Consider the following 23,309-nt stretch of genomic DNA (forward strand, 5'->3'; position numbering starts at 1 on the left):
ATCGGCCTGGGGGATAGTCATGACCATCACCGAAACCGCCCGCCTCACCCTTCGCGAGATCGTCGCCAGCGATGCCGCGTTCATCCACGCGCTGCTGACCGATCCCGATTTCGTCGCGATGATCGGCAGTCGCGGGGTCGAGACGCTGGCCGACGCCGAACGCGCGGTCCAGGAGAAGTATCGGGCCGGTTATGCCCAACATGGCTTCGGCATGTGGCTGGTCGAGCGCACGGCGGATGGGGAGAAGCTCGGCATGGCGGGGCTCGTGCGGCGCGACGGGCTGGATCACGTCGATGTCGGCTATGCCTTTCTGCCTGCCGCCCGCGGCGCCGGCTATGCGACGGAGGCGGTTCGCGCCGTCCTCGACTGGGCCGCGGCACGGGGCATCGCGCCGGTGGTGGCGATCGTGAACCAGGAGAACGCGCCGTCACGCGCGATTCTGGGGCGGGTCGGCATGGTCCCCGACCGGACGCTGCGACTGCCCGGCGCCGACCGCGATGTGTTGCTCTATGTACCCGCGTCCGAAACGGATATGCCGGCGGCATGATGTTTACCGCTCTCCTGCTCGCCCAGGCCGTCGCCGCGCCCGCCGCGGCTCCCGCTCCCGTCTGCCCCGCCGCTCCGCCGGCGCTGCCAGCCGATCTCGGCGGCTGGCGATCGACCGGCGCCGATCTCGCATCGGGCAAGGCGGTGTCGGTGCCAACGATGGATCCCGCAACCCTCCGCCTGGCCGGCGTTCCGCTGCCGAAGCAGCCGGGGCGCATGGCGATCCAGACGGTCCGCATCACGACCGCCGGCACCTATGGCATCGCTCTGGACCAGAAGGGCTGGATCGACCTCTATCGCCTTGGCACGATGACCGCGCTCCCATCCGCGCGGCATGGCCATGGTCCCGACTGCTCGGGCATCCGCAAGATCGTGCGCTACGACCTGACACCGGGCCAGTATCGCGTGGTCGTCGGCGGCATGGCCGCGCTGACCGCACGGATGATGCTGGTCAGGTAAAGCGGCGTCGGGGCGCAACTTTACGCCCGGTCGATCATTGCATGACCGGGCGTGGGGGAAACAGGAGGAGAGTTCCCCGATGCGTACCCTTGTTCTCGGAATCGTCGCGGCCGGCGCCGCGCTTGGCGGCTGCTCGCAATATGGCAGCGACTACGGCGTCGACCCGCGCTATCGCGGCTATGCCAGCTACGACTACGACCGGCCCGATCCGTCGTACAACGGCTATTACGCCGACCGCTATTACGTCGACAACGCACGCTATCGCGAGCGTCGTCTGAATTCGAATGATCGCGTCTACGTCGGTAACGATGGCCGTTACTACTGCCGTCGCGGTGACGGTACGACCGGTCTGGTCGTCGGTGGCCTGGTCGGCGGCGCGCTGGGTGCGGCGATTTCGCCAGGCGGCAGCGGCCTGCTGGGCGCTCTTATCGGTGGCGCGGCGGGTGCCGCAGGCGGCGAGGCGATCGATCGCCGCAACGTGCGCTGCCGCTAACCGAGACACGGTCTCACTATCGGATCGGGGCCGCTGCGACATGATCGCCGCGGCCCTTTTCTTGTAACCACACTGGTTTATCAAGGCTGTCAAAGTTGGAGTTTTGCGGTTAGATGATCCGCCCTCTGAACACAGGAGGGCCATATGGACATCGACCAGTTGATCGACGCGGTGATCGATCGCGAGGGCGGATATAGCGATCACCCCGCCGACCTCGGCGGGCCGACGCGCTGGGGCGTGACCCAGGCGGTCGCCGCCAGGCACGGCTACGCTGGCGACATGCGCCGTTTCCCGCGCCCCTCGGCCGTCGCGATCTACCGCCGCCTGTATTGGCAACACCCCGGGTTCGACCGGATCGCCGACCTGGCGCCGATGCTGGGCGGCGAACTGTTCGACACCGGGGTCAACATGGGACCCGCTGTCGCCGCCGGTTTCCTGCAACGTGCGCTTAACGCGCTGAATCGCGGCGCTCGCGACTTCCCCGACATCGCCACCGACGGCCGGATCGGGCCGGGGACGCTCGCGGCGCTCGACACGTTCCTGCGCGTGCGCGGCGCATCGGGGGAAGGTGTGCTGCTGAAGGCGATCGATGCGCTGCAGGGCGAACGCTACCTCCACCTCGCCGAGCGGCGCCCGGCCAACGAAGCCTTTCTCTACGGCTGGCTGGCGAACCGGATCGGTTAGAATGTAGCAGCTCTCAACTTTCTAAACTTAGCAGTATCGAAAGGACGTTACATGGGCATCGTCGAAGGTATCATCGGCCCGGTCGCAAAGTTGCTCGACAACATTATCCCCGACCCCAAGGCGCGGGACGCGGCCAAGCTGGAATTGCTGCGATTGCAGGGCACGCAGGACATGGAACGGACGAAGGCGCAGATGGCGGCGATCGTCGCCGATGCGCAATCGGCCGATCCGTGGACCAGCCGGGCCCGACCCAGCTTCCTGTACGTCATGTACGCGCTGCTGCTGTGGGCGATCCCGATGGGCCTGATCTCGGCGGTGCGGCCGGACATGGCGGCGGCGATCGCGAAGGGCATGAATGCGTATCTGAACGGCCTGCCGGAGCCGCTCTACGCTCTCTTCGGGACGGGGTATCTGGGATATACGGTTGCCAGGGAATGGGGGAAGGCGCGGGCGCCCAGCGATTTGCGGTAGCGAATCGCGGAGTCGCCACGGCGGGCAGCGGGGTCGGCGCAGCCGGCTCCGTCTGACGGCTAGGCGGGGGGCTCTTGTCCCTTGCTCGAACCGCCCCCAAATGCCGCCGCATGAGCAAGACACCGGTGTGGCACGGCACCACGATCCTATCCGTGCGCAGGGGGGGCAAGGTCGTCGTCATCGGCGATGGCCAGGTCAGCCAGGGCCAGACGGTCATGAAACCCAACGCCCGCAAGGTCCGCCCGCTGGGTGACGGCAAGGTCATTGCCGGCTTCGCCGGCGCGACCGCTGACGCCTTCACGCTGTTCGAGCGGCTGGAGGCGAAGCTGGAACGCCACCAGGGCCAGCTGCTGCGCGCCGCGGTGGAACTCGCCAAGGATTGGCGGACCGACAAGTTCCTCCGCAACCTTGAAGCGATGCTGATCGTCGCCGACAAGGATGTGACGCTGGTCGTGACCGGCAACGGCGACGTGCTGGAGCCGGAGGCCGGCATCGCCGCGATCGGCTCCGGCGGCAATTTCGCACTCGCCGCCGCCCGCGCACTGGCGGATTACGAGGCGGATGCCGAGACGCTGGCGAAGAAGGCGATGAAGATCGCCGCCGACCTGTGTGTCTACACCAACGATCGCACGACGATCGAAGTGCTGGACAGCACCTCCTGATTTGCAGCCCGTTTCCGCCGACGGTTGGAACAGGCCTTTGAAGAAGTGACAATGAACGACGCCCTCACCCCCAAGACCATCGTCCGCGCACTCGACGAGCACATCATCGGCCAAGCCGACGCCAAGCGGGCAGTCGCCGTCGCGATGCGCAACCGCTGGCGCCGCCAGCAGCTTGCGCCCGACCTGCGTGACGAAGTCAGCCCGAAGAACATCCTGATGATCGGGCCGACCGGCTGCGGCAAGACCGAGATTAGCCGGCGTCTGGCCAAACTCGCCGACGCGCCGTTCGTAAAGGTCGAGGCGACCAAGTTCACCGAGGTCGGCTACGTCGGCCGCGACGTCGAACAGATCGCCCGCGACCTGGTTGAGGAAGCGATCCGGCTGGAAAAGGAACGCCGCCGCCTGTCGGTAAAGGACAAGGCAGAGGCCGCGGCGATGACGCGACTGCTCGATGCGCTGACCGGCAAGGATTCGAGCGCGGCAACGCGCGAGGCCTTTCGCCAGCGCCTGAATGACGGCCATCTCGATAACACGGAAGTCGAGATCGAGCTGGAAGCGACGCCGTTGACCCCGTTCGAGGTTCCGGGCGGTGCGCCGCAGATGATCAACCTTGGCGAGATGATGAAGAGCTTCGGCGGGCCGCAGTTGAAGCGTCGCAAACTGAACGTCCACGCCGCCTGGGCGAAACTGGTCGAGGAAGAGGCTGACAAGCGCCTGGATCAGGACGACGTCAGCCGCGTCGCGCTGGCGGATGCCGAAGCCAACGGGATCGTGTTCCTGGACGAGATCGACAAGATCGCCGTCAGCGATGTCCGCGGCGGATCGGTCAGCCGCGAGGGCGTCCAGCGCGATCTGCTGCCGTTGATCGAGGGGACGACCGTCGCGACCAAATACGGTCCGATGAAGACCGACCACATCCTGTTCATCGCCAGTGGCGCCTTCCACGTCGCCAAACCGAGCGACCTGCTGCCCGAGCTTCAGGGTCGCCTGCCGATCCGCGTCGAGCTGAAGGGGCTGACCGAGGAGGATTTCGTCGCGATCCTCAGCGACACCAAGTCGTCGCTGCCCGAGCAGTACAAGGCGCTGATCGGGACGGAAGGCGTCACGATCGACTTCACCGCCGATGGTATCCGCGCGGTGGCCAGGATTGCGGCGGAAGTGAACGGCGAGGTCGAGAATATCGGCGCGCGGCGCTTGCAGACAGTGATGGAAAAGCTGCTTGAGGAAGTGAGCTTCGACGCCGAGGACCGTGGCGGATCGACGCTGACGATCGATGCGGCTTATGTCGACGCGCAGCTGGCGAGTATCGCGCGGAACACGGATCTAAGCCGCTACGTGCTGTAGAGCCGCAGCGTTACCGCGCGCGACTATAGGGTACGAAATCGCCGAACCGGCAGTAGGGGCCTGGGATGCTCGCCCCGCGGGGAACCGTGCGGAAGCGGTCGTTGCGACACAGGTTGCCGCCGTAGATTTCGGTGATGAGCAGCGGGTCGCCGCCGAGAGACGGGCAACCGCCCTCCGCCCGGGTGACGAACAGCCGGCCGCCCTGGCGATACACCAGCGTCTCGCCGATAATCCGCGGTGCCTCCAGGCTGGAGGCGTTGATGCACCGCTGTGGCGCACCCGCCGTCCGACCCTTCAGCGCGTCGGCCAACTCGGCGGCGTCGCTGTGTCCGCCGGCCGCCGACGCCGCGCACCCCGCCAGCGCCAGTAACGGCAGGACCAGCCCGCTCCTCATCGCCGATCGCGGGTGTAGGGCACGAAGTCGCCGAACGCGCAGGCGCCAGACGGGAAACCCGCGGTGCGATCGACCGTGCGGACGATGTCACCGCGACAGAACTGGCTGCCGAACGTCTGGGTGACGATAATGTCGTCGCGCTTCAGGCCGAAGCAGCCGCCGGTGGTCTGGTTGCGATAGCGTCGCGCGCCGTCGTCATAGACGAGCGTGTCGCCATAGATCTTCACATTCGCGTTGCGCGTTTGGATGCAGCTTTGCGGCGCGCCCGGGCTCCATCCGGCGAGATCTCGTTCAAGTCGTGCGATGTCGCGCGACTGTTCGGCATCGGCGCGGGCTGTCTGCTGCGGCGTGGCGGCACATCCCGCAGTCAGCGCGAGGGCAGCGAGGGGCAGGATGATACGCATCGTCAAATCCTCCGTCTGAGGAAACGATAACGCATCAGCCGCGAAATGCATCCTTGCCCGCGCGTCGCTCGGCGAATTCCTGCACGTCGCGGGCCCGCAGGAACGGGTTGGTCGCCCGCTCCAGCCCGATCGTGGTCGGCAGCGTTGCGCCGCCGGCGTCGCGCAAACGCTCGACCTCGGTCATCCGTGCCCGGAGCGCCGCGTTGCCGGGCTCGACGGTCAGGGCGAAACGACCGTTCGACAGCGTATATTCATGGGCGCCGTAGACGACCGTCTCGTCCGGCATCGCGGCGAAGCGCGCCATGTTGGCGAACATCTGAGCCGCTGACCCTTCGAACAGCCGTCCGCAGCCCATCGCGAACAACGTGTCGCCGCTGAACATCAGGTGGTCGTCGGCAAAGTGGAAGACGATGTGCCCGGCGGTGTGGCCGGGCGTCTCCAGCACGGTCGCGACACGGTCGCCGATCCGCACGGTGTCGCCTTCGCCGACGCCGTGATCGAGCGTCGCGATCTTCGCGCGCTCTGCCTCGGGGCCGGTGACCGCGCAGCCGTAGCGCGCGATCAGCTCGGCATTGCCGCCGGTATGGTCGGGGTGCCAGTGGGTCGTCCAGATCGCAGCCGCCCGCCAGCCACGTGCATCGAGCGCGGCGATAACGGGTGCCGCCTCGCCGGGATCGACCGCCACCGTCGTGTCGGTAGCAGCGTCGTGGATCAGCCAGACGTAATTGTCGCTCAGCGCAGCGACCCGGACGACTTCTAGCATCAGCCTACCATTCGCCGACGTTGGGCATCGACGTCCACGGCTCGGCGGGCTCCAGTTCGCCCTTCTGCAAGAGTTCGATCGAGATGTTGTCGGGGGTGCGGACAAAGGCCATGTGACCGTCGCGCGGCGGGCGATTGATCGTGTAGCCGGCGTCGATCAGCCGCTGGCATGTGTCGTAGATATCATCGACGCGGTAGGCCAGGTGCCCGAAGTTGCGCCCGCCGGTATATTCCTCTGACGCCGAACCGTCCTCGGCCGGCCAGTTGTAGGTCAGCTCGACCTCCGCCTTGGCGCGTTCGCCCGGCGCATTCATGTCTTCGTCGGCGGCGAGGAAGATAAGCGTGAAGCGGCCCTTCTCGCTTTCCAGGCGCCGGACTTCCTTCAGGCCCAGCACATCGAAGAAGCGGATTGTCGCATCCGGGTCGGTGACGCGGATCATGGTATGGAGGTAATGCATCGGCAGCCTTCTATCGTTTTAGGCGAATGACGCTGCTCGAACGGTCGGGACGGCTTCCGGCTCCGCCAAGTTCTACTTGGCCGTCCCGAACTGCGCCAGTGCCGCCGTGGCTGACGCGGCGACCGCCCCCTGGCCGATCTGCGCGGCCGTCGTCCAGCCGCTGCGGGCGCCGGCCTCGTCCCCCGACAGCGCGGCGATGTTGCCGGCTTCAAGCTGGACCGACGCATCGTCGCTGGCACGGTCCAGAGCCTTGGCGATGTCGGTGCGCGCGCGGGGCAGGTCGTTCATCCGCCGCGCGAGCGTCGCCGAGAGGAGCCATGCCAGCGGGTCGTCGGCGGCGTGGAGCAGCGCCGCGTCGATGTCCTTGCGGGCGGCCACGGTATCGCCAGCCGCGACCAGCGCGCGGGCGCGGTCGAGATGCGCTTCGCCCAGCGCGAGGCCGGTCAGGCCGCTGCCGGCCAGCGCCGTGTCGAGCGCTGTCTTCGCCTTGACCGGATCACCTGCGACCAGCCAGGCATTGCCCGCCTGCGCCCAGAAACTCGCCGCACGCGCGTCCTTGGCATCGGCCGCGCCGCGTGCCGATTCGGTGAACGCCAGCGCCGCAGGGGCGGATCGCTTGAGGCCGGTATAGGCACGCCCCAGGCACTGCTGCGCACGAAAGCCGCCGCCTGCCAGCACCCAGCGCGACGCCTCGGTCTGCGCTGCGGCCGGATCGCCGACCGCGAGATCGACGCAGCGCTGCATCCGCGCATCCTGCGAATCGGTCAGCGCGGGCGTCACCGCGGTCTGGAGGGCAAGGGCAAGCAGGATCATGGCGTCAGCATTTCGATCGTGCTGAGCAGCGTGCCGATATCGGCATCGCGCGACAGCCGGTGGTCGCCGTCCTTGACCAGGATGGTCTGCACGTCGGCTGAACGGATCGTGCGGGCGAGTTGCAGGCTCAGCTCCCATGGCACGTCCTCGTCCCGCTGACCGTGGATCAGCCGCACCGGGCAATCGATCGGAATGTTCGGCCACATCACGCGCAGGCTCTCACCCGACTGCCAGAAGGCGCGGGTCGTGACGGTCGGCCGGTCCGAATAGGGCGAGGGCTGTTCGAGGCGTCCGGTGCGCGCCAGCGTCGATTTCTCGTCGTCGCTGAATCCCCAGCTCGTGAAGTCGGGCGCGGCGGCGACACCGACGATGCTGGCGATACGATCGGGCCGGGCCAGCGCGACCAGCAGCATGATCCACCCGCCCATCGACGATCCGACCAGCGTGACGGGCCCATCGATCAGGTGATCCAGTACGGCGAGCGCGTCGTCGCGCCACAGCTCCAGCGTGCCATCCTCGAACGTGCCGGGGCTGGCGCCACAGCCTGAATAGTCGAAGCGTACACAGGCACGGCCGTGCGCCTTTGCCCAGGCCTCGATCGCCAGCGCCTTCGTCCCGGTCATGTCGCTGGCATAGCCGGGCAGGAACATCAGGGTCGGCCCGCGGCCGGGGGTGTGGTGATAGGCGAGGGGACGATCGGACATGGGCGTGTGCGCTACGCCCGATGCGATCAGAACGCCAGTTCGCTGCGCTCGACCGCGGGATCGTCAGTGCAGATGCGGCGCAGCGCGGTCCATTCGGCTGCGGTCAGCGCCGGCCGGTCGTCGCGATGCGTCGCGGCCGCGCGCTCGAACCGCCGGCGGCGCTCGGTCGAGAGCGGATGGCTGGACAGATAGCCGAACGCAAGCTGCGGCATTCTGTCCTCGATCGTCGCCAGCCGCGCGAAGAACCGGGCGGTCGGCAGGGGCGAGATGCGCGCCCGACCCAGCGTCAGGATGGCGTAGGCATCCGCGGCGCTTTCCGCCTCGCGCGAGTAGCGTGCCGCGATCAGCGTGCCGAGCGTGTTGCCGACGTCGCCGGTAAAGCTCGCCAGCACGACGCCGATCCCCGCCTGCCGCGCCATCGCCGCCAGCACGTCGCGGTTATGGACATGGCCGATCTCGTGCGCGAGCACGCCGGCGACCTCGTCGGCCGACCGCGCTTCGGTCAGCAGTTTTTCAAAGATGACGATCCGCCCGCCGGGCAGGGCGGCTGCGTTGACGACGGGGACGGCGGTCACGCTGACCTGCAAATCGTCGGTGTCGGGCGACAGACGCCGGACGAGGCCGTCGAGTGCGGCGCGTCCCGCCGGGGCCCGGCACAGCCGCGTGCCGAAATCGCCGACCATCGCGTCGCCAAGCCGGCGCTCCCACGCCATCGGCACCGCGCGTGCGACCCACGCCGGTGCGGCAAGGCCGATCGCGACCACGCCGACAGCAACGATCGCACACGCTGCGGCCGCCTTCCACAGCCCGACCGCATCGATCCAGCGGCCGTATTGCCCGTTCTTGGGCAGACGCGCGGCCAGGTCGGCAGGCACGTCGCCCTCCAGCGTCAGCCGCCAGCCAGGGCGATCGGGCCGCCCGAGCAGCCAGCGCGTCCGGTTGCGGTCGCGGGTCGCCAGCAGCGCCCACGGGATCGGCCCTTCGGTCCAATCGCCGTCCGACAGCCAGAGTCCGGCATCGTCGGCGCGGACGTGCGGCTCGCGTGGCCGCGCGGTCACACCATCGTAATGCCGGGCTTGCATCGGTCAGATCGCTCCGATGTCGAATGCGTCGAGCAGGCCTTCGCCTTGGCCCGGACGGGCCGTGGTCGACACGGTCAGCGTGTCGAGGTCGATCTGGCCATAGGCTTCCAAGTGCCCGATGAAAAACGCCCAGTGGCGGTAACCGAGGAAGATCGCACCGATCCCGAGCGTGCAGACGACCAGCGCGACGTCGCCCGCGTAGAGCTTCAGCCAATCCTTGGTGCGCGCATCGAACCCGAAATCGAGATGGCTGATCGTCATGTGGCTGACGCATTCGCGAAAGAACGCGGCGTAGAACATGATCGGAAAGATCACGAAGACCAGCAGGTAGAAGATCGGCAGGATCATCAGCAGGATCTGCAACGGCGATTGCGGCACCAGCGCCTGAACCGCGTTAGCCGTCAGGAAGCCGAAGGCCGCAAAGCCGATCAGCGCGGCGATCGCCAGACCGATGCACAGGAACAGGCGGCGGAACAGCGGCGTCGGGCTGGCGCCGGAGGTGAACGGATGCGGGCCGAAGCTCATCGCATTCCATTTCTCGTTCCACAGCGTCACCAGCGACCACGGGATCAGCAGGCCACCGGCGAACCCGCCGACGATCGGCATCCACGTCGCCTGGACCGCATAGGCGAACCCCTGGTCGTCGCTACCGCCCGAAATGCCGTGCCAGCTCGTCCGGCTGAGCCGATAGCGCAACGCGCGAAAGCGGGCGAGGCCAAAGAGGTACAGGAAGCTCAGGTACATCGCGATGCCGATGATCGCGGCGACGACTTCCAGCCCGCGCAGTGCCAGCGCCTGGATGCCGAACTGCAGCATCAGCACCGGCACCCCGACCGCGACGATCACCAGCACGAACCCGATGAACAGCTCCAGCCCGGTGCCCGTCCATTCCAACCGGTCGTCGATGAAGCGCGTCTGGCTCCACAGATAGCGCCGCTCGCGCGTCTTGGCCCAGAACCGATAAATGCCGAGCGTGACGATGGTCAGCAGCAGGTTGGTAAACGCGATCGGGGCATAGTCGCGCCATGTCCCATGAAATTCGAACGCGCTTTCGTGGCGCGTGACGCGGTCGTGCATACATCCCCCCTAATTCCCCGTCGGGTATTGGAGGGTAGGTCGGGCGCCGACGCAACGACAATCTGTGTCGATCCGGTTGCGACGGCGCGCCGTGCAATCACTTCGCCAGGAATTCGTCCAGCGCCTTGGCGAATATCTTTGGCTGGTCGAGCATAATGAAATGCAGGCTGTCGGCGACGGGCACCAGTGTCGCGGGCGACCCGGCATAGTCGCGCTCCCAGATCGCCTTTGCCTGCGGTCCGGCGCCGGTCGCGTAGAGCACGGTGAACGGGCGGGCGGTAATTTTCGCTATGTCGGGGCGCAGGTCGGTTGTCAGGTCCTCGTACATCGCCTGCGCCACGACGCGCGGGTCGGCGCGGCGGCCCCATTCGGCGACCTGGATGCGGCCGGCGGGCGTGTTCGACCAGATGCCGCCCGGATCGGCGGTGACCGGAGACTTGGCAGGCGGCGTCGCGGCGATCATGTCGCGCATCCGTACCGCGTTCGGCGTCACCGCAGCGACGGTCGCGCCGCCCTGGAAGATGGTGCCGATGAAGGGCAGCGCATCGACCACCATCACCCGGCCAGCGCTGTCGGGATGACGGACCGCCAGCATCATCGCGACGAGCCCTCCCATCGAATGACCGACCACCGCGGGGCTGGCGATCTTTCGGTCGCGGATGTGGGAGTCCAGTTCGGCGACGATGCCGTCGAGGATGCCCGGTTTCAGATTGTCCCGCGGATCGTCGCCGCCGAAGCCGTTGACCTGAACGGTCAGTACATGGTGCTTCGCTTTCAGCCCCGGCACGACGCCGTCCCATACCGCGCGCGGCGACGACAGGCCGGGGATCAGGATGACGGTCGACCCGCGCCCGCCCTCGTCGCGGATCGAGATATGCTCGCGCTGGACGACGGGATGCGTCTGCGCCTTTGCCATCATCGGGATCAGGACGGCGGCGAGGATCAGGAGGAACAGGTTAGGGCGTTTCATTGCTCGGCATCCTTCGGGTTGACGAAGATCGCCTCGATCGGCTGGCCGAACACGTCGGCGATCCGGAAGGCGAGGGGGAGGGACGGGTCGTAGCGGCCGGTTTCGATCGCGTTCACGCTCTGGCGCGACACCTCGAGCAGGTCGGCCAGATGCTGCTGGCTCCACCCGCGCTCGGCCCGCAGCGTGCGCATGTGGTTGTTCATGCCTCCTCGCCGCTGCCAGCCATGCGGTCACGCAAGCCCTGCACGCATTGCGCAAAGCCCCAGCCGATGCACCACAGGATGAACGCCCAATAGGCCGGCGCGTGCGGCACGACGCCGCCGTCCTCCAAGAAGCCCCAGGCGCTCGACACGGCAAGCATGAAGCCCATGCCGATCAGCATGGCTCGTACCACGCGCGCGCGGATGAATTCGTCCGTCTCCTCGACGATGTAGAGGCCGATGACGCCGATGATTGCGATGATCGGCAGCGCGGGCAGGATCGACAGCGCGACCAGCAGGATGCCGGTCGGCTGCCATGTCTTGATCGCCCAGACCGCAAAGAACAGCGCCGCGACATAGGCGAGCATCGTCGGCCAGAAGCGACGCAGATAGCGCCGCCCGGCAAGGGTATTGGAACGCATGGAAGGCTCCTGTCAGATGATTCGTTGACAAGGAGACTTTACGTAAAGCCTGCTTGTCATGTCAAGCAGGCTGGTCATTATATACTTGACAAAGCAGCCGGTGAACGCCCATAAGAGGGCATGACGAACATCACTGCCCCCCGTTTCACCGACGCAGAAGCCGCCCGCGAGCATCTGGAAGCGCTGCGGTGGCCCCAAGGTCCGGTGTGCCCGCACTGCGGTTCGTACGACGCGAAGCGCATGCCCCCGGTTCGTGGGACGGCGAGCAAGGCTCACCCGGAAGGCAAGCTGCGCAACGGTGTCGTTCAGTGCAACGGATGCCGCCAGCAGTTCACCGTAACGGTCGGCACCGTGTTCGCAGACAGCAAGATCGCACTGAACAAGTGGCTGCTAGCTACGCACCTGATGGTCGCCAGCAAGAAGGGCGTAAGCGCTCACCAGCTTCATCGCATGCTCGGCATCACGTACAAGTCGGCTTGGTTCATGGCTCACCGCATTCGCGAAGCGATGACGAACGACGGCGCTACCCCGATGGGCAGCGGTGGTGGCATGGTCGAAGTCGACGAGACTTTCATCGGTCGCGTCCCCGGCAACAGCCGCATGGCGATCCACAACATGAACAAGGTCGTCTCACTGGTCGATCGCGTGACGGGCCGCGCAACGTCGGTCGTGTTCACCGGTCATTTCAACTTCAAGGCGATGTCCGCGATTATCGCACAGCACGTCTCGCCAGAGGCGCGCATCATGACCGACGAAGCCGCTCACTATAAGGGCATCGGCTACCACTACGCCGGTCACACCAGCGTCGCACATGCCCGTGGCGAGTACGTCCGCAAGGGTGACGATACGATCCACACGAACACCGTCGAAGGCTTCTTCGGCATCTTCAAGCGCGGCATGCGTGGCATCTATCAGCACTGCGGTTCGCAGCACCTACAGCGCTACATGCATGAGTTCGACTTCCGCTACACGCATCGCGCCGCCCTCGGCATCACCGACGATATGCGCACTGACATTGCTCTCAAGGGCATCGCCGGTAAGCGCCTGACCTATCGGCGGATTGGTGCAGTCGCAGCCTAAGCACCCTGCGATGGGCCGAAAGCGCAAGTTCAAGGGCGGCGCTTATGGGTGGCGATGGACCAAGAAAGATTAGCCTTTCTTGTCGGGCATATCACTTACACGGTCCATAAATCGCGAAAGCATTTTCCCGATTTCCTCAACCCGAAGCTTTCGAGCTAGCCCAATTATCAAAACTAGCTGCATGATGCCGATCACGATCGGCCCTGTCCAATTGCTCATATTAGAAAAGGCAAAGCAATCAAACAGTATTATGCAGCACAAAAGCCACGCGAATCGCTCTTCACCCCGAGCATTTAGAGAGGCTTCGACATCATTTCCTAATTCGTCGTTAGCCTCTGCAAGCTTCCGATTAGGGTTATTATCGCTTACGCGAATGGAAACTTTGTGAGGCTCAAGCATCCTCAATGATCCGAGCATGGTATTCCTGCTGGATCGCCGTTTTGGGAATAGCAACCCCGCGCCTCCCGGCATGGTAATGCGCCGCCCATGCGCCATTGGCCTGATGAGTCGCATCGACCATTTGCCAAGGGCTTAGCGACTTCATTGCCTCGTAGGCGTCAGCAATTGACCGATATTCCTCAAGGACGGGAGATAGCGGGGTAACGTGTCGAAACAGGCTCGCGTCGACAGGCTTCGACCCGTACATCTTCGCCCAGTGATAAAGATCGGGGCTGACCGGGCCTCTATCCCACGCTTGAAAATCCGAATCCGTGAGCGGCCGACCGGTTCGCCCAAGATGGATCATCTCTGCGACGTAAGCGATTTTCTGCAACTCGAGGTTGGATTTTGTCCAGCCGCTCAAGTCGCCAATCGTCCGTGCCACCTGAAAGATTGAGAGGGCCATTTCAGGTGAACATATAGAGATTCAGGCGGCCAGTGTCTAGGAGCGGGCGCCAGTCCCGGAACCACCTATCGGCCTTCCCCGCCGCCGAGGCTCGCTTGACTCTGGCGGCTTGGGGTGCGGTGTTGGTGGCGTGTTCAGCATCCTGCGGAGCACGTCATCCTCAGTGTCTGGCTTATTCATGACGGAAAAACAAAACCTCCATTTAATCGGAGACCATCGCGACATTCCCTTCGCGCTGGGAATGATCGTTGTAGGATGGAATCGCTGCGAGCTCCACATCAGAGAATTGCTGAAAGCTCTCACGACCGCTGGAGACGTCCTTCGGCAAAGAGCGATCGAACCAATTATCGTAGAACTAGGCACTGTAGGTATGGCCCAAGCACTAAATTGCCTAGCCGAAGAATTTCCAACCGAACAACATGACATCGCCGAGGGCGTGCGGCACGTCGCAAACATGTATGAGCGCTGTCGCGCATATCGTAACTACTACGTCCACGGTATCAGCGCGGTGACCCGCTACGGCATATTTATCGACGCAGAGGATTTCGAAAAAGACACGCCTTTGCATGAAGCCATGAGGGAAGGCCCATACGGCACAATTCACAACCGATCAGGGAAGAACAAATTTAAGTTTGGCATGGATCATGTCGACACAGAACAGCTTGTACGGTTCAATAATACACTAGGCGACCTGGGTGACTACACTGAAAATCTGAATTTGACTGTAGGGCATTACTTCAGGCGCTTCGATTACAAAAAAACCGCTCCATTGCCTCAACCGCTACAATTGCCAAGTGCGCTGGAGAAGCGGGTATGGAGTCACCCAAAGATGAAGCCACTGCCTGCACTAAGGCTTCTCGATCCCGCCATCCTTCAGGGATTGGCTGATGAGGATGCGGCGGACAAGCGCGCCTTGGAGGGAGAGGGCTAACTAGCTCAACGACATTTGCTTGCTTTGTCATGTATATAATGACCAGCAGGCTTTCCAAAATCAGATATCTGCAGTGAGATCAGCTCGGCAACTGCTCCACTATACCTGTCGCCAGCAGGCTGAGCGTATCGTCCCGCGCGCCCATGACGACGATACGATCCCCCGGACGAGCCTGGGCAACCAGATGCGCCGCCGCCTCTGTCCGGTCGGGGACGTGCAACGCGAGGCCTCCACCGGCGATGATGTCGCCAACGATCTCGGCGCTGCCGACGTCGCGCGCCACGGTGCCGCCCTGATAGACCGGATCGGGCAGGACCAGCAGGTCGCCATCGGCCAGGCCGGACAGGAACGTCGCGACCAGTTCGCCGCGCATCTGCTTCAACGGGCCATAACCGTGCGGCTGGAACAGGACGAGCAGACGCCCGGGATGAGCGTGGAGCGTCGCCAGCGTGGCGGCGATCTTGTCGGGGTTGTGACCGAAGTCGTCGATCACGGCGACGCCGCCCGCTTCACCGACCAGGTCGAACCGGCGGCGCAGGCCCGCAAAGCCGGCGATGGCGGCAATCGCGTCGGCCAGCGGCACGCCGGCTGCGCGAACGGCACCGATCGCCGCCAGCGCGTTGGCGACGTTATGCCGCCCCGGCACCGCCAACCGGACGGGATGCGTCTCGCGATCGGCGACCAGGTCGAACGACACCGCGAACGGTTCTTCGACAAGGGCGCGTGCGCTGAGATCGGCATCGCGGTCGACCGCAAAGGTCACCAGCCGGTCGCGGTCCAGTGCGGTTGCCAGCGCGGCAGCCTCCGCATCGCCGATATTCAGCACGGTTGTGCGCGCCTTGGCGGCGAAGTCCCCGAACAGGGCGCGCAGTTCCTCCAGCGACTTGTGGTCCAGGCTGACGTTGTTCAGCACCGCGATCGTCGGGTGGTAGAGCGCGATCGACCCGTCGCTTTCGTCGACTTCGCTGACATAGCTCGCATCGCTGCCGACCAGCGCGCTGGCGAACGGGCGGTCGGGTGCCACGAAATTCTTCATCACCGCCCCGTTCATGACGGTCGGCGCGCGACCGGTGCGGTCGAGGATCCAGCCGATCATACCGGTGACGGTCGACTTGCCGCTGGTGCCCGCGATGCCGATCGACTGCTCGGCTGCGTTGAACAGAGCGGCGTTGAGTTCGGCGCGCGTCATCCGCGGTGCGCCGACGCGCGTCGCAGCGACGATGTCGGCGACGCTGTCCTCCACCGCGGCGGAGGCGACGACGGTCTGCTCGGCCGACACGATTCCGCTGCCGTCCTGGGGATGGAGCGCGATGCCCAGCGCCTCCAGCGCGGCGAATTTGGCGGGCACGCGGCCCTGGTCGAGCCCGCGGTCGGACCCGGCGACGTGTCCCCCGCGCGCGGCCAGGATCATCGCCAGCGGCATCATGCCGGAACCGCCGATGCCGACGAAGAAGAAGCGTTTGCGATCAAGCATGGCCCCGCGCTATCGACGTGCGCGGACGGGGGCAAGCCACTGCGGCTCCATCGGTTGGCGACCAGAGACTGAGCGAAGGCGAGGGGCGTTAGGGATGAAGATTGCCGTTGTCGCGCCCGCGCGATCGATCACACCCGCCGGTGCCGCCCGCGTCGCTGCCTTCACCGCGCTCTATTACCCTGAGGTCGATCTGATCGTCGATCCGCAGTGCTTTGCCGAGGCCGGGCATTTCGCCGGCCCCGACGCGCTACGCGCCGAGGCGTTCCTGCGCCACGCAAACGACCCCGGCATCGACGCGATCTGGTTCGCCCGCGGCGGCTACGGGTCGAACCGCATCCTCGCCAGCGTCATGCCCGAACTGAAGTCGGCCGCGCGCGAGAAGAGCTACATGGGCTTTTCCGACATGGGCTTTCTATTGGGCGCACTCTACGCGCGGCGGATCGGGCGGCCGGTGCACGGGCCGATGGCGTCGAACGTCAGCGAAGCGTCGAAGGGACGGCCGGTCGGTCGCGCGCTTGGCTGGCTGGTCAACCGCGACCGATCGGTGCTGGAGCCGACGCTGGGCGGGCAGCCGGCCGCAGCGTTCAACCTGGTGATCCTCTGCGCGCTCATCGGAACGCCGTGGATGCCCGACCTGACCGACCATGTGCTCTACATCGAGGAAGTGGGTGAGGCGTACTATCGGATCGACCGGCTGTTGTTCCAGATGGCGAACGCGACGCAGCTGAAGGGCATCGCCGGCGTGCGGCTCGGCGCGGTCACCGACGTGCCGGACGGCGATACCGAAGCCGAATTCGGCGAATCGCTGGACGTGATGATGCAGCGCTGGTGCCGCGACATGGGCGTGCCGTACCTGGGCCGCGCGCGGATCGGGCATGACAGCGACAATCTGGTGATCCCGTTCGGCATCGCCTGATGTGGAATCCGTTCGAGCGATATTACCGCTGGATGATGAGATCGGCCGCGCGCTCGCCGGGATCGGATTCGAGAATCCTGACGGTCCTGTGGTTGCTTCCTCTATTGCTGCTGGCGGTGCCGGCGTTCGTGTTGAGCCCGGCCGGCAGACCGGTGGTGTTGACGGACTGGCGAACGATCAACCTGGCGCCGGATGCACTGGCGTGCTGGCTTCTGGTCCTCGGATCGGTCGCGTGGACGGGATATTTCATTTTCGCGCTGGTTCGCGATACGTTTCGGGGCTGGTTCGGCGGGGTCCCGCCCGAGCGATCGCCCGAGGATTGACGCAGACGGCGCCTTGCTTTGAGTCCCCTCTCCACGGCATAGGCGCGCCTTCCATTCTCTCGAAGGTTTCCACCCATGTCCGCGCATTTCCGCATCTCGCTGCCCGACGGTTCCGTCCGTGAGGTAGCCCCGGGGACTACCCCGGCGGATATCGCTGCGGCGATCGGGCCGGGTCTCGCCAAGGCGGCGATCGCCGCGCGAGTGGATGGCGAACTGCGCGACATCATGCGCCCGTTCGAAGGGGACGCGCAGCTGGCGCTGGTGACGTCGCGTGACGAGGCCGACGCGGTGGAGCTTGCCCGCCACGACTACGCGCATGTCCTGGCCGAAGCAGTGCAGGCGCTGTTTCCGGGGACGCAGATCACCTTCGGCCCGTCGACCAGCGATGGCTTCTATTACGACTTCGCGCCGAAGGACCGGGCCTTCACCGAGGAAGACCTGCCCGCGATCGAGGCGAAGATGCGCGAGATCATCGCGCGCGACGAACCGCTGATCCGCGAAGTATGGAGCCGCGCCGACCTGATCGCGCGCTGGGAAGCGCAGGGTGAGACATTCAAGGCGCAGTGGGCCGCCGAACTCCCCGAGGGCGAGGAACTTACCGTCTATCGCGCCGGCAAGGGCGAGGACGCCTGGCTCGACATGTGCCGCGGGCCGCATCTGGCATCGACCGGCAAGCTCGATCCGCAGGCGTTCAAGCTGACCCGCGTGTCGGGTGCCTATTGGCGCGGCGACCAGAAGAACGCGATGCTCAGCCGCATCTACGGCACCGGCTGGCTGTCGAAGAAGCAGCTCGATGCGCACCTCCACATGCTGGAGGAGGCCGCCAAGCGCGACCATCGCAAGATCGGGCAGGAGATGGATCTGTTCCACCTGCAGTCCGAGGCGCAAGGGTCGGTGTTCTGGCATCCCAACGGCTTCATCCTGTGGCGCCAGATGGAGGCATATATGCGCCGCCGGCTCGACGCGGCCGACTATGCCGAAGTGAAGACGCCGCAGCTGATGGACGCGCGCCAGTGGGAGCAGTCCGGGCATTGGGGCAAGTACCGCGAGAACATGTTCGTGGTGCCCGACGAAGTGCCCAACGTCGAGGACGAGGGGCCGGTATTGACGGGCGAAGGCGACCTGATGGCGCTGAAGCCGATGAACTGCCCGGCGCACGTGCTGATCTTCAAACAAGGCATCAAGTCCTACCGCGACCTGCCGATCCGCATGGCCGAATTCGGCTGCTGCCACCGCAACGAGCCGCACGGCGCGCTGCATGGCATCATGCGCGTGCGCCAGTTCACCCAGGACGACGCGCATATCTTCGTGCGCGAGGACCAGCTGGTCGATGAAGTCCGCAAGTTCTGCGAGCTGCTGCACTCGGTCTACCAGGACCTGGGTTTCACCGACTACGCCGTGAAGCTGGCGCTGCGCCCGGAGAAGCGGTTCGGTTCGGATGCGATGTGGGACATGTCCGAGCAGGAACTGCGCGATGCGGTTCAGGCGTCGAACCTGCCGCAGGAGATCAAGGACAAGTTCGAGGAACTGCCGGGCGAGGGCGCGTTCTACGCCCCGAAGCTCGAATTCCACCTGACCGACGCGATCGGGCGGACGTGGCAGGTCGGCACGATCCAGTCCGACCGCGTGCTGCCGGATCGTCTCGACGCCAGCTACGTCGGCGAGGACGGCGAGCGTCACCGGCCGGTCATGCTGCACCGCGCGATCCTGGGCACGTTCGAACGCTTCATCGGCATCCTGATCGAACATCACGCCGGCCGCTTCCCGATGTGGCTGGCACCGGTCCAAGCGGTGGTCGCGACGATCGTGTCGGACGCCGACGACTACGCCAAGGAGGTCGTGGCAAAGCTGCGCGCCGCCGGGATCCGCGTCGACGTCGACCTGCGCAACGAAAAGATCAATTACAAGGTGCGCGAACATTCGCTGGCGAAGGTTCCGGCGCTGCTGGTCGTCGGCAAGCGCGAGGCCGAGGAGGGCAAGGTCGCCGTCCGCCGGCTGGGGTCCGACCGCCAGGAATTCGTGACGCTCGACGAAATCGTAACCCGTCTGCGCGACGAAGCGACCCCGCCCGATTTGCGCTGACGGGGGCACTTTCGCTTTAAGCGCGTTTTGCCTATATAGAGCGCTGGAATTACCACAGGAGACTTGACTATCCGTCCGCCAATGATGCGCCGACCGATGCAGCCGGCAATGAACGGCCCCCGGTTCAACGAATTCATCGTCAGCCCGAAGGTCCGCGTGATCGATCACGAGGGCGAGAATCTGGGCGTGATGTACACGCGCGCTGCGATCGAGGCTGCGGCGGAAGTCGGGCTGGACCTGGTCGAGGTGTCGCCGAACGCCGATCCGCCGGTCGCCAAGTTCCTGGACGTGGGCAAGTACAAGTACGAGGCGCAGAAAAAGGCGAACCTCGCGCGCAAGTCGCAGAAGACGCAGGAGATCAAGGAGATCAAGATGCGTCCGAACATCGACGACCACGACTATGATACCAAGATGAAGAAGGTCGCCGAGTTCATCGGCGAAGGCGACAAGGTGAAGGTCACCATGCGCTTCCGCGGTCGCGAGCTCAGCCATGGCCAGCTCGGCATGGCGGTGCTCCAGCGTGTCGCCGAGCAGGTGACCGAGATCGCGAAGGTCGAGGCCTATCCGCGGATGGAAGGGCGCCAGATGCTCATGGTGCTCGCGCCGAAATAAATTTTTCGAAAGCTGGGTATCGAAACACGGCCGCTGGCGGAAATCCCGTCGGTGGCCGTTTTCATTTTCGGGCGGCGGAAAATCGCGACTTCCCTAGGGGCAAGGCCGGCAAACTCGAAAATCAGTCCTGTCTTGCAACTGTGTCCTTCGCGCACGTCCGTCCCGAAAATCGCGCATTCGGGTATGGTGGGGGCTAGGCAAGTGCGCGGCTTTTTGTCAGCTTGTCTGTCAGACGAGGGCGGCGATCCTAAAATGCCGCCCCGCAGGAGAGGATTGCCGACCATGCGTAAGCTCGCGCTGCTGATCTCTGTCGCGTCCACGGCCATCGCCCTTCCGGCGATGGCGCAGAGCACGACGACATCCCCCCAGACTACCGACGCCAACCAGGCGCAGACCGAGGCGGCGCAGGACGGGGCGATCGTCAGCCAGGGCGACATCGTCGTCACCGCCACCCGCCGTGCCGAACGTCTGGCCGACGTGCCGGTCGCGGTCTCGGCCGTATCGACCGAACAGCTCCAGCTGTCGGGCGCCAACGACATCCGCCAGCTGAACCAGCTCGCGCCGTCGCTGCTCGTGTCGTCGACCGGCACGGAAGCCAACACATCGGCGCGTATCCGCGGTATCGGTACGGTCGGCGACAATCCCGGCCTGGAAAGCTCGGTCGCGGTGTTCATCGACGGCGTCTATCGCTCGCGCTCGGGCGTCGGCATGAACGAGCTGGGCGAGGTCGAGCGCGTGGAAGTGCTGCGCGGGCCGCAGGGCACGCTGTCGGGCCGCAACGCATCGGCCGGCGTCATCAACATCATCACCAAGCAGCCGAGCTTCACCGGCATCAGCGGCATGGCCGAGGCGACATACGGCAACTACGACCTGTGGCGCTTCCAGGGCGCGCTGAACGTGCCGCTGGGTGAAACCTTCGCGGCACGCGTGGACGGTGTCTATACGAAGCGCGACGGCTTCTACTTCGATCCCGCCAACGGCACCGACGTCAACAATCGCGACCGGTATTTCGTCCGCGGCCAGTTGCGCTTCGAACCGTCGAGCGACCTCAGCATCCGCATCATCGGCGACTACACCAAGCGCGACGAGGCTTGCTGCGCGGCGACCTATGTCGACCGCCGGACCAACCCCTACGTCGGCGACCTGAACGAACTGGCGACCCTGCCGACCACCGCGGCGACCCCCAGCACGACCGGCAACAACATCGTCAACGTCATCCGCGACCTGGGGCAGAACCTGTCGCTGGTAAACGCGCCGGGGTACAGCCGCACGATCTCGACCAGCCGCGGCCGCAGCTTCGACGGCGTCACCAAGGATTGGGGCGTGTCGGGGCAGGTCGATCTGAACCTGGGGCCCGCGACGCTGACGTCGATCACGGCGTACCGCGACTATAATTCGACGCAGGGCGCCGACGTCGATTATTCGAGCGTCGACATCCTCTATCGTGCGGCGAACGGCAATGCCGGCCGCGCGTTCAAGACGTTCAGCCAGGAACTGCGCCTGCAGGGCGAAGCGTTCGGTGGCAAGCTCGACTGGCTGATCGGTGGCTACTACGCCGACGAGACGCTCGACGTCGTCGACAACCTGCGCTTCGGCAGCCAGTACGGCCGCTTCGCGACGTGCCGTGTCGTGTCGGGTGGGGCGCTTGCTGCCGGCTACCTCCCGAGCGGTGCAAGCTGCCTGTCGCCGCAGGTGCGTGCCGGCATCAATGCCGGCGTCACCGCGCTGGGCTCCGGTGGTCCGGCGATCCTGGCGGCGCTCGATCGCCTCGATGCGATCAACGACAAGGGCTCGATCGCCGACCGCTATCGCCAGAAGAGCCGCAACTATGCGGTCTTCACGCACAACATCATCCACTTTACCGACAATCTCGATCTGACGCTGGGCGCGCGCTACACGAACGAGCGCAAGCGGCTGAACGCCAACTTCACCAACGACAACACCGGGTGCGTTGCCAACCAGCAGGCGCTGGCACCGTTCCTGTCGACCGCGCTCGCCGCGACGGCAGGCGGCATCATCGGCCTGTCGTGCCAGGGCAATTCGACGTCGGAACTGAACGGCGTCAGCATCAACAGCCAGCGCAAGGAAGACGAATTCACCGGCACCGCGGTGCTGTCGTACAAGCCGACCGACGCGCTACTGGTCTATGCGTCGTATTCGCGCGGGTACAAGGCGGGCGGCTTCAACCTCGACCGCTCGGCGCTGAAGAATCCGGTGGCGAGCTTCGCTTCGCTGGGCGGGGCGCAGGCGCTGGTGGGCAACCTCCAGTTCGATCCGGAAAAGGTCAACGCCTACGAAATCGGCGCAAAGTTCTCGCGTGGCCCGGTGACGATCACCACCGCCGCCTTCCGCCAGGAGTTCGAGAACTTCCAGCTCAACACCTTCAACGGCACCGTCTTCCTCGTCGCCACGGTCAATTCGTGCAAGACCGGGCTTGGCGGCGCGGATCGCGACCTGAGTGCGACGACCGGCGCCTGCGCGCCTGGCGACGTCAGCTACGGCGTGCGGTCGCAGGGTGTCGAACTCGAAGCGGCCTTGCAGCCGGCGCGCGACATCAACTTCACGCTGGGCATCACCTACACCGACACCAGCTATCGCAACGATCTGGTCGGCTCGGCGCGCGGCGTGCCGCTCGACCCGGCGCTGCGCGTCCTTCCGGGCAAGCAGCTGTCGAACGCGCCGGAATGGGTGGCGACCAGCTCGTTCGCCTGGACCCCGCGCCTCGGCAATTCGGGTCTGTCGGGCCTGTTCTACATCGATGGCCGTCTCAGCGACGACTATAACACCGGCTCCGACCTGTTCCCGCAGAAGGCGCAGGACAGCTTCTTCGTCGCCAACGCCCGCGTCGGCATCCGTGGGCCCAGCGAGCGGTGGGCGCTGGAATTCTGGGGCCAGAACATCTTCGACAAGGACTATGCCCAGGTCGCCTTCAACTCGCCGTTCCAGGCGGGCACGACCAGCGCTCCGTTCGTCGACCCGCAGTATCCGGGTGGCCGCCAGATCTTCTCGCAGTATCTGGCCGAACCGCGCACCTACGGCGTGACGGGTCGGATCCGGTTCTAAACGCGGGCGGCGCGCGGTTTGCGCAAGCAAACCGCCGAC

General features: G+C 65.4%; 27 protein-coding genes. 14 read left to right on the forward strand and 13 right to left on the reverse strand.

All coding sequences use genetic code 11. The features are described from left to right. Positions 1–19: 19 nt before the first annotated feature. The 7 genes from ASE86_RS06690 to hslU all read left to right on the forward strand — a co-directional run bounded on the left by ASE86_RS06690 (position 20) and on the right by hslU (position 4,659). Positions 20–547, forward strand: a complete 528-nt coding sequence (locus ASE86_RS06690; protein WP_056423875.1) for a GNAT family N-acetyltransferase — start codon at positions 20–22, stop codon at positions 545–547. Next, the gene (locus tag ASE86_RS06695) at positions 544–1,005 is read left to right on the forward strand and encodes a hypothetical protein (protein ID WP_056423877.1); all 462 of its coding nucleotides are present in this window, start codon (positions 544–546) and stop codon (positions 1,003–1,005) included. Before ASE86_RS06690 ends, ASE86_RS06695 begins: the two co-directional genes overlap by 4 nt. 79 nt (positions 1,006–1,084) lie before the next feature. Then, positions 1,085–1,498, forward strand: coding sequence for a hypothetical protein (locus ASE86_RS06700; protein ID WP_056423879.1), 414 nt, complete (start codon positions 1,085–1,087; stop codon positions 1,496–1,498). A 144-nt stretch (positions 1,499–1,642) separates the two neighbouring features. Next, complete coding sequence (locus ASE86_RS06705) at positions 1,643–2,182, forward strand: glycoside hydrolase family 108 protein (RefSeq protein ID WP_056423881.1); 540 nt, start codon at positions 1,643–1,645, stop codon at positions 2,180–2,182. 51 nt (positions 2,183–2,233) lie between these two features. After that, positions 2,234–2,653 carry a holin family protein gene (locus ASE86_RS06710; protein ID WP_056423883.1) on the forward strand — a complete coding sequence of 140 codons (420 nt, stop codon included), beginning with the start codon at positions 2,234–2,236 and terminating at the stop codon, positions 2,651–2,653. 110 nt (positions 2,654–2,763) lie between these two features. Next, entirely contained in the window at positions 2,764–3,315 is a 552-nt protein-coding gene (hslV, locus tag ASE86_RS06715) for an ATP-dependent protease subunit HslV (protein ID WP_056423886.1), read from the forward strand. A 51-nt stretch (positions 3,316–3,366) separates the two neighbouring features. Next, positions 3,367–4,659 (forward strand): ATP-dependent protease ATPase subunit HslU, encoded by a 1,293-nt coding sequence (gene hslU / locus ASE86_RS06720; protein WP_056423888.1) that lies wholly within the window; start codon positions 3,367–3,369, stop codon positions 4,657–4,659. Positions 4,660–4,669: 10 nt separating this feature from the next. Here the strand turns inward: hslU and ASE86_RS06725 are convergent, their stop codons facing one another. The 11 genes from ASE86_RS06725 to ASE86_RS06775 all read right to left on the reverse strand — a co-directional run bounded on the left by ASE86_RS06725 (position 4,670) and on the right by ASE86_RS06775 (position 11,945). After that, complete coding sequence (locus ASE86_RS06725) at positions 4,670–5,053, reverse strand: hypothetical protein (RefSeq protein ID WP_156347051.1); 384 nt, start codon at positions 5,051–5,053, stop codon at positions 4,670–4,672. After that, positions 5,050–5,457, reverse strand: a complete 408-nt coding sequence (locus ASE86_RS06730) for a hypothetical protein (RefSeq protein WP_056423889.1) — start codon at positions 5,455–5,457, stop codon at positions 5,050–5,052. The genes ASE86_RS06725 and ASE86_RS06730 overlap by 4 nt, the downstream gene beginning before the upstream one ends. A 34-nt stretch (positions 5,458–5,491) precedes the next feature. Next, entirely contained in the window at positions 5,492–6,220 is a 729-nt protein-coding gene (gene gloB, locus ASE86_RS06735) for a hydroxyacylglutathione hydrolase (RefSeq protein ID WP_056423890.1), read from the reverse strand. A gap of 4 nt (positions 6,221–6,224) precedes the next feature. After that, positions 6,225–6,677 carry a VOC family protein gene (locus ASE86_RS06740; RefSeq protein ID WP_056423893.1) on the reverse strand — a complete coding sequence of 151 codons (453 nt, stop codon included), beginning with the start codon at positions 6,675–6,677 and terminating at the stop codon, positions 6,225–6,227. A gap of 72 nt (positions 6,678–6,749) precedes the next feature. Further along, positions 6,750–7,490, reverse strand: a complete 741-nt coding sequence (locus ASE86_RS06745) for a tetratricopeptide repeat protein (RefSeq protein ID WP_056423895.1) — start codon at positions 7,488–7,490, stop codon at positions 6,750–6,752. Beyond that, positions 7,487–8,194, reverse strand: coding sequence for an alpha/beta fold hydrolase (locus ASE86_RS06750; RefSeq protein WP_056423896.1), 708 nt, complete (start codon positions 8,192–8,194; stop codon positions 7,487–7,489). The genes ASE86_RS06745 and ASE86_RS06750 overlap by 4 nt, the downstream gene beginning before the upstream one ends. Positions 8,195–8,220: 26 nt before the next feature. Next, a complete protein-coding gene (locus ASE86_RS06755; protein ID WP_235524008.1) occupies positions 8,221–9,252 on the reverse strand; it encodes a M48 family metallopeptidase in 1,032 nt (343 codons plus the stop codon). A gap of 27 nt (positions 9,253–9,279) precedes the next feature. Beyond that, positions 9,280–10,353, reverse strand: coding sequence for a YjgN family protein (locus ASE86_RS06760; protein ID WP_056423900.1), 1,074 nt, complete (start codon positions 10,351–10,353; stop codon positions 9,280–9,282). A 97-nt stretch (positions 10,354–10,450) separates the two neighbouring features. Next, complete coding sequence (locus ASE86_RS06765) at positions 10,451–11,323, reverse strand: alpha/beta fold hydrolase (protein ID WP_235524009.1); 873 nt, start codon at positions 11,321–11,323, stop codon at positions 10,451–10,453. Further along, on the reverse strand, positions 11,320–11,526 hold the full coding sequence (locus tag ASE86_RS06770; protein ID WP_056423902.1) for a helix-turn-helix transcriptional regulator: 207 nt from the start codon (positions 11,524–11,526) through the stop codon (positions 11,320–11,322). Before ASE86_RS06770 ends, ASE86_RS06765 begins: the two co-directional genes overlap by 4 nt. Next, complete coding sequence (locus tag ASE86_RS06775; protein ID WP_056423905.1) at positions 11,523–11,945, reverse strand: hypothetical protein; 423 nt, start codon at positions 11,943–11,945, stop codon at positions 11,523–11,525. The genes ASE86_RS06770 and ASE86_RS06775 overlap by 4 nt, the downstream gene beginning before the upstream one ends. Before the next feature lie 120 nt (positions 11,946–12,065). Between ASE86_RS06775 and ASE86_RS06780 the strand changes: the two genes are divergently transcribed. Continuing rightward, positions 12,066–13,025: an IS1595 family transposase gene (locus tag ASE86_RS06780; RefSeq protein ID WP_056423907.1), complete on the forward strand. Its 960-nt coding sequence runs from the start codon at positions 12,066–12,068 to the stop codon at positions 13,023–13,025. 391 nt (positions 13,026–13,416) lie between these two features. On the opposite strand, the gene ASE86_RS06785 is transcribed toward ASE86_RS06780, so the two are convergent. Next, complete coding sequence (locus ASE86_RS06785) at positions 13,417–13,869, reverse strand: Panacea domain-containing protein (RefSeq protein WP_056423909.1); 453 nt, start codon at positions 13,867–13,869, stop codon at positions 13,417–13,419. Between the two features lie 130 nt (positions 13,870–13,999). Here ASE86_RS06785 and ASE86_RS15940 point away from each other — a divergent pair, with 130 nt between their 5' ends. Then, entirely contained in the window at positions 14,000–14,800 is an 801-nt protein-coding gene (locus tag ASE86_RS15940) for a hypothetical protein (RefSeq protein ID WP_156347052.1), read from the forward strand. Between the two features lie 79 nt (positions 14,801–14,879). Here ASE86_RS15940 and ASE86_RS06790 read toward each other — a convergent pair whose 3' ends face one another. Further along, complete coding sequence (locus ASE86_RS06790) at positions 14,880–16,274, reverse strand: glutamate ligase domain-containing protein (RefSeq protein WP_056423912.1); 1,395 nt, start codon at positions 16,272–16,274, stop codon at positions 14,880–14,882. 94 nt (positions 16,275–16,368) lie between these two features. On the opposite strand from ASE86_RS06790, the gene ASE86_RS06795 reads away from it, so the two are divergent. The 5 genes from ASE86_RS06795 (at position 16,369) to ASE86_RS06815 (ending at position 23,270) form a co-directional block, all read left to right on the forward strand. Next, positions 16,369–17,190 (forward strand): LD-carboxypeptidase, encoded by an 822-nt coding sequence (locus ASE86_RS06795; RefSeq protein ID WP_056423914.1) that lies wholly within the window; start codon positions 16,369–16,371, stop codon positions 17,188–17,190. Further along, entirely contained in the window at positions 17,190–17,513 is a 324-nt protein-coding gene (locus tag ASE86_RS06800) for a hypothetical protein (RefSeq protein ID WP_056423916.1), read from the forward strand. Before ASE86_RS06795 ends, ASE86_RS06800 begins: the two co-directional genes overlap by 1 nt. Before the next feature lie 75 nt (positions 17,514–17,588). Further along, positions 17,589–19,595 carry a threonine--tRNA ligase gene (thrS, locus tag ASE86_RS06805; RefSeq protein WP_056423918.1) on the forward strand — a complete coding sequence of 669 codons (2,007 nt, stop codon included), beginning with the start codon at positions 17,589–17,591 and terminating at the stop codon, positions 19,593–19,595. 81 nt (positions 19,596–19,676) lie between these two features. Then, complete coding sequence (gene infC / locus ASE86_RS06810; protein WP_056423921.1) at positions 19,677–20,207, forward strand: translation initiation factor IF-3; 531 nt, start codon at positions 19,677–19,679, stop codon at positions 20,205–20,207. Between the two features lie 282 nt (positions 20,208–20,489). Further along, positions 20,490–23,270 (forward strand): TonB-dependent receptor, encoded by a 2,781-nt coding sequence (locus tag ASE86_RS06815; protein ID WP_056423923.1) that lies wholly within the window; start codon positions 20,490–20,492, stop codon positions 23,268–23,270. Positions 23,271–23,309 lie beyond the last annotated feature (39 nt).

It is taken from the genome of Sphingomonas sp. Leaf33 (genome assembly GCF_001421785.1).
GTDB lineage: Bacteria > Pseudomonadota > Alphaproteobacteria > Sphingomonadales > Sphingomonadaceae > Sphingomonas.

What these genes read in the sequence shown, in the direction of transcription:
- hslU (WP_056423888.1), top strand. Translation starts at nt 3,367, where the DNA reads ATGAACGACGCCCTCACCCCCAAGACCATCGTCCGCGCACTCGACGAG.
- ASE86_RS06690 (WP_056423875.1), top strand. Translation starts at nt 20, where the DNA reads ATGACCATCACCGAAACCGCCCGCCTCACCCTTCGCGAGATCGTCGCC.
- ASE86_RS06765 (WP_235524009.1), bottom strand. Translation starts at nt 11,323, where the DNA reads ATGAAACGCCCTAACCTGTTCCTCCTGATCCTCGCCGCCGTCCTGATC.
- ASE86_RS06785 (WP_056423909.1), bottom strand. Translation starts at nt 13,869, where the DNA reads ATGGCCCTCTCAATCTTTCAGGTGGCACGGACGATTGGCGACTTGAGC.
- ASE86_RS06740 (WP_056423893.1), bottom strand. Translation starts at nt 6,677, where the DNA reads ATGCATTACCTCCATACCATGATCCGCGTCACCGACCCGGATGCGACA.
- infC (WP_056423921.1), top strand. Translation starts at nt 19,677, where the DNA reads ATGATGCGCCGACCGATGCAGCCGGCAATGAACGGCCCCCGGTTCAAC.
- ASE86_RS06700 (WP_056423879.1), top strand. Translation starts at nt 1,085, where the DNA reads ATGCGTACCCTTGTTCTCGGAATCGTCGCGGCCGGCGCCGCGCTTGGC.
- ASE86_RS06710 (WP_056423883.1), top strand. Translation starts at nt 2,234, where the DNA reads ATGGGCATCGTCGAAGGTATCATCGGCCCGGTCGCAAAGTTGCTCGAC.
- ASE86_RS06760 (WP_056423900.1), bottom strand. Translation starts at nt 10,353, where the DNA reads ATGCACGACCGCGTCACGCGCCACGAAAGCGCGTTCGAATTTCATGGG.
- ASE86_RS06790 (WP_056423912.1), bottom strand. Translation starts at nt 16,274, where the DNA reads ATGCTTGATCGCAAACGCTTCTTCTTCGTCGGCATCGGCGGTTCCGGC.
- ASE86_RS06705 (WP_056423881.1), top strand. Translation starts at nt 1,643, where the DNA reads ATGGACATCGACCAGTTGATCGACGCGGTGATCGATCGCGAGGGCGGA.
- ASE86_RS06725 (WP_156347051.1), bottom strand. Translation starts at nt 5,053, where the DNA reads ATGAGGAGCGGGCTGGTCCTGCCGTTACTGGCGCTGGCGGGGTGCGCG.
- ASE86_RS06770 (WP_056423902.1), bottom strand. Translation starts at nt 11,526, where the DNA reads ATGAACAACCACATGCGCACGCTGCGGGCCGAGCGCGGGTGGAGCCAG.
- ASE86_RS06795 (WP_056423914.1), top strand. Translation starts at nt 16,369, where the DNA reads ATGAAGATTGCCGTTGTCGCGCCCGCGCGATCGATCACACCCGCCGGT.
- ASE86_RS06730 (WP_056423889.1), bottom strand. Translation starts at nt 5,457, where the DNA reads ATGCGTATCATCCTGCCCCTCGCTGCCCTCGCGCTGACTGCGGGATGT.
- hslV (WP_056423886.1), top strand. Translation starts at nt 2,764, where the DNA reads ATGAGCAAGACACCGGTGTGGCACGGCACCACGATCCTATCCGTGCGC.
- ASE86_RS06780 (WP_056423907.1), top strand. Translation starts at nt 12,066, where the DNA reads ATGACGAACATCACTGCCCCCCGTTTCACCGACGCAGAAGCCGCCCGC.
- ASE86_RS06750 (WP_056423896.1), bottom strand. Translation starts at nt 8,194, where the DNA reads ATGTCCGATCGTCCCCTCGCCTATCACCACACCCCCGGCCGCGGGCCG.
- ASE86_RS06745 (WP_056423895.1), bottom strand. Translation starts at nt 7,490, where the DNA reads ATGATCCTGCTTGCCCTTGCCCTCCAGACCGCGGTGACGCCCGCGCTG.
- ASE86_RS06815 (WP_056423923.1), top strand. Translation starts at nt 20,490, where the DNA reads ATGCGTAAGCTCGCGCTGCTGATCTCTGTCGCGTCCACGGCCATCGCC.
- gloB (WP_056423890.1), bottom strand. Translation starts at nt 6,220, where the DNA reads ATGCTAGAAGTCGTCCGGGTCGCTGCGCTGAGCGACAATTACGTCTGG.
- ASE86_RS06695 (WP_056423877.1), top strand. Translation starts at nt 544, where the DNA reads ATGATGTTTACCGCTCTCCTGCTCGCCCAGGCCGTCGCCGCGCCCGCC.
- thrS (WP_056423918.1), top strand. Translation starts at nt 17,589, where the DNA reads ATGTCCGCGCATTTCCGCATCTCGCTGCCCGACGGTTCCGTCCGTGAG.
- ASE86_RS06800 (WP_056423916.1), top strand. Translation starts at nt 17,190, where the DNA reads ATGTGGAATCCGTTCGAGCGATATTACCGCTGGATGATGAGATCGGCC.
- ASE86_RS06775 (WP_056423905.1), bottom strand. Translation starts at nt 11,945, where the DNA reads ATGCGTTCCAATACCCTTGCCGGGCGGCGCTATCTGCGTCGCTTCTGG.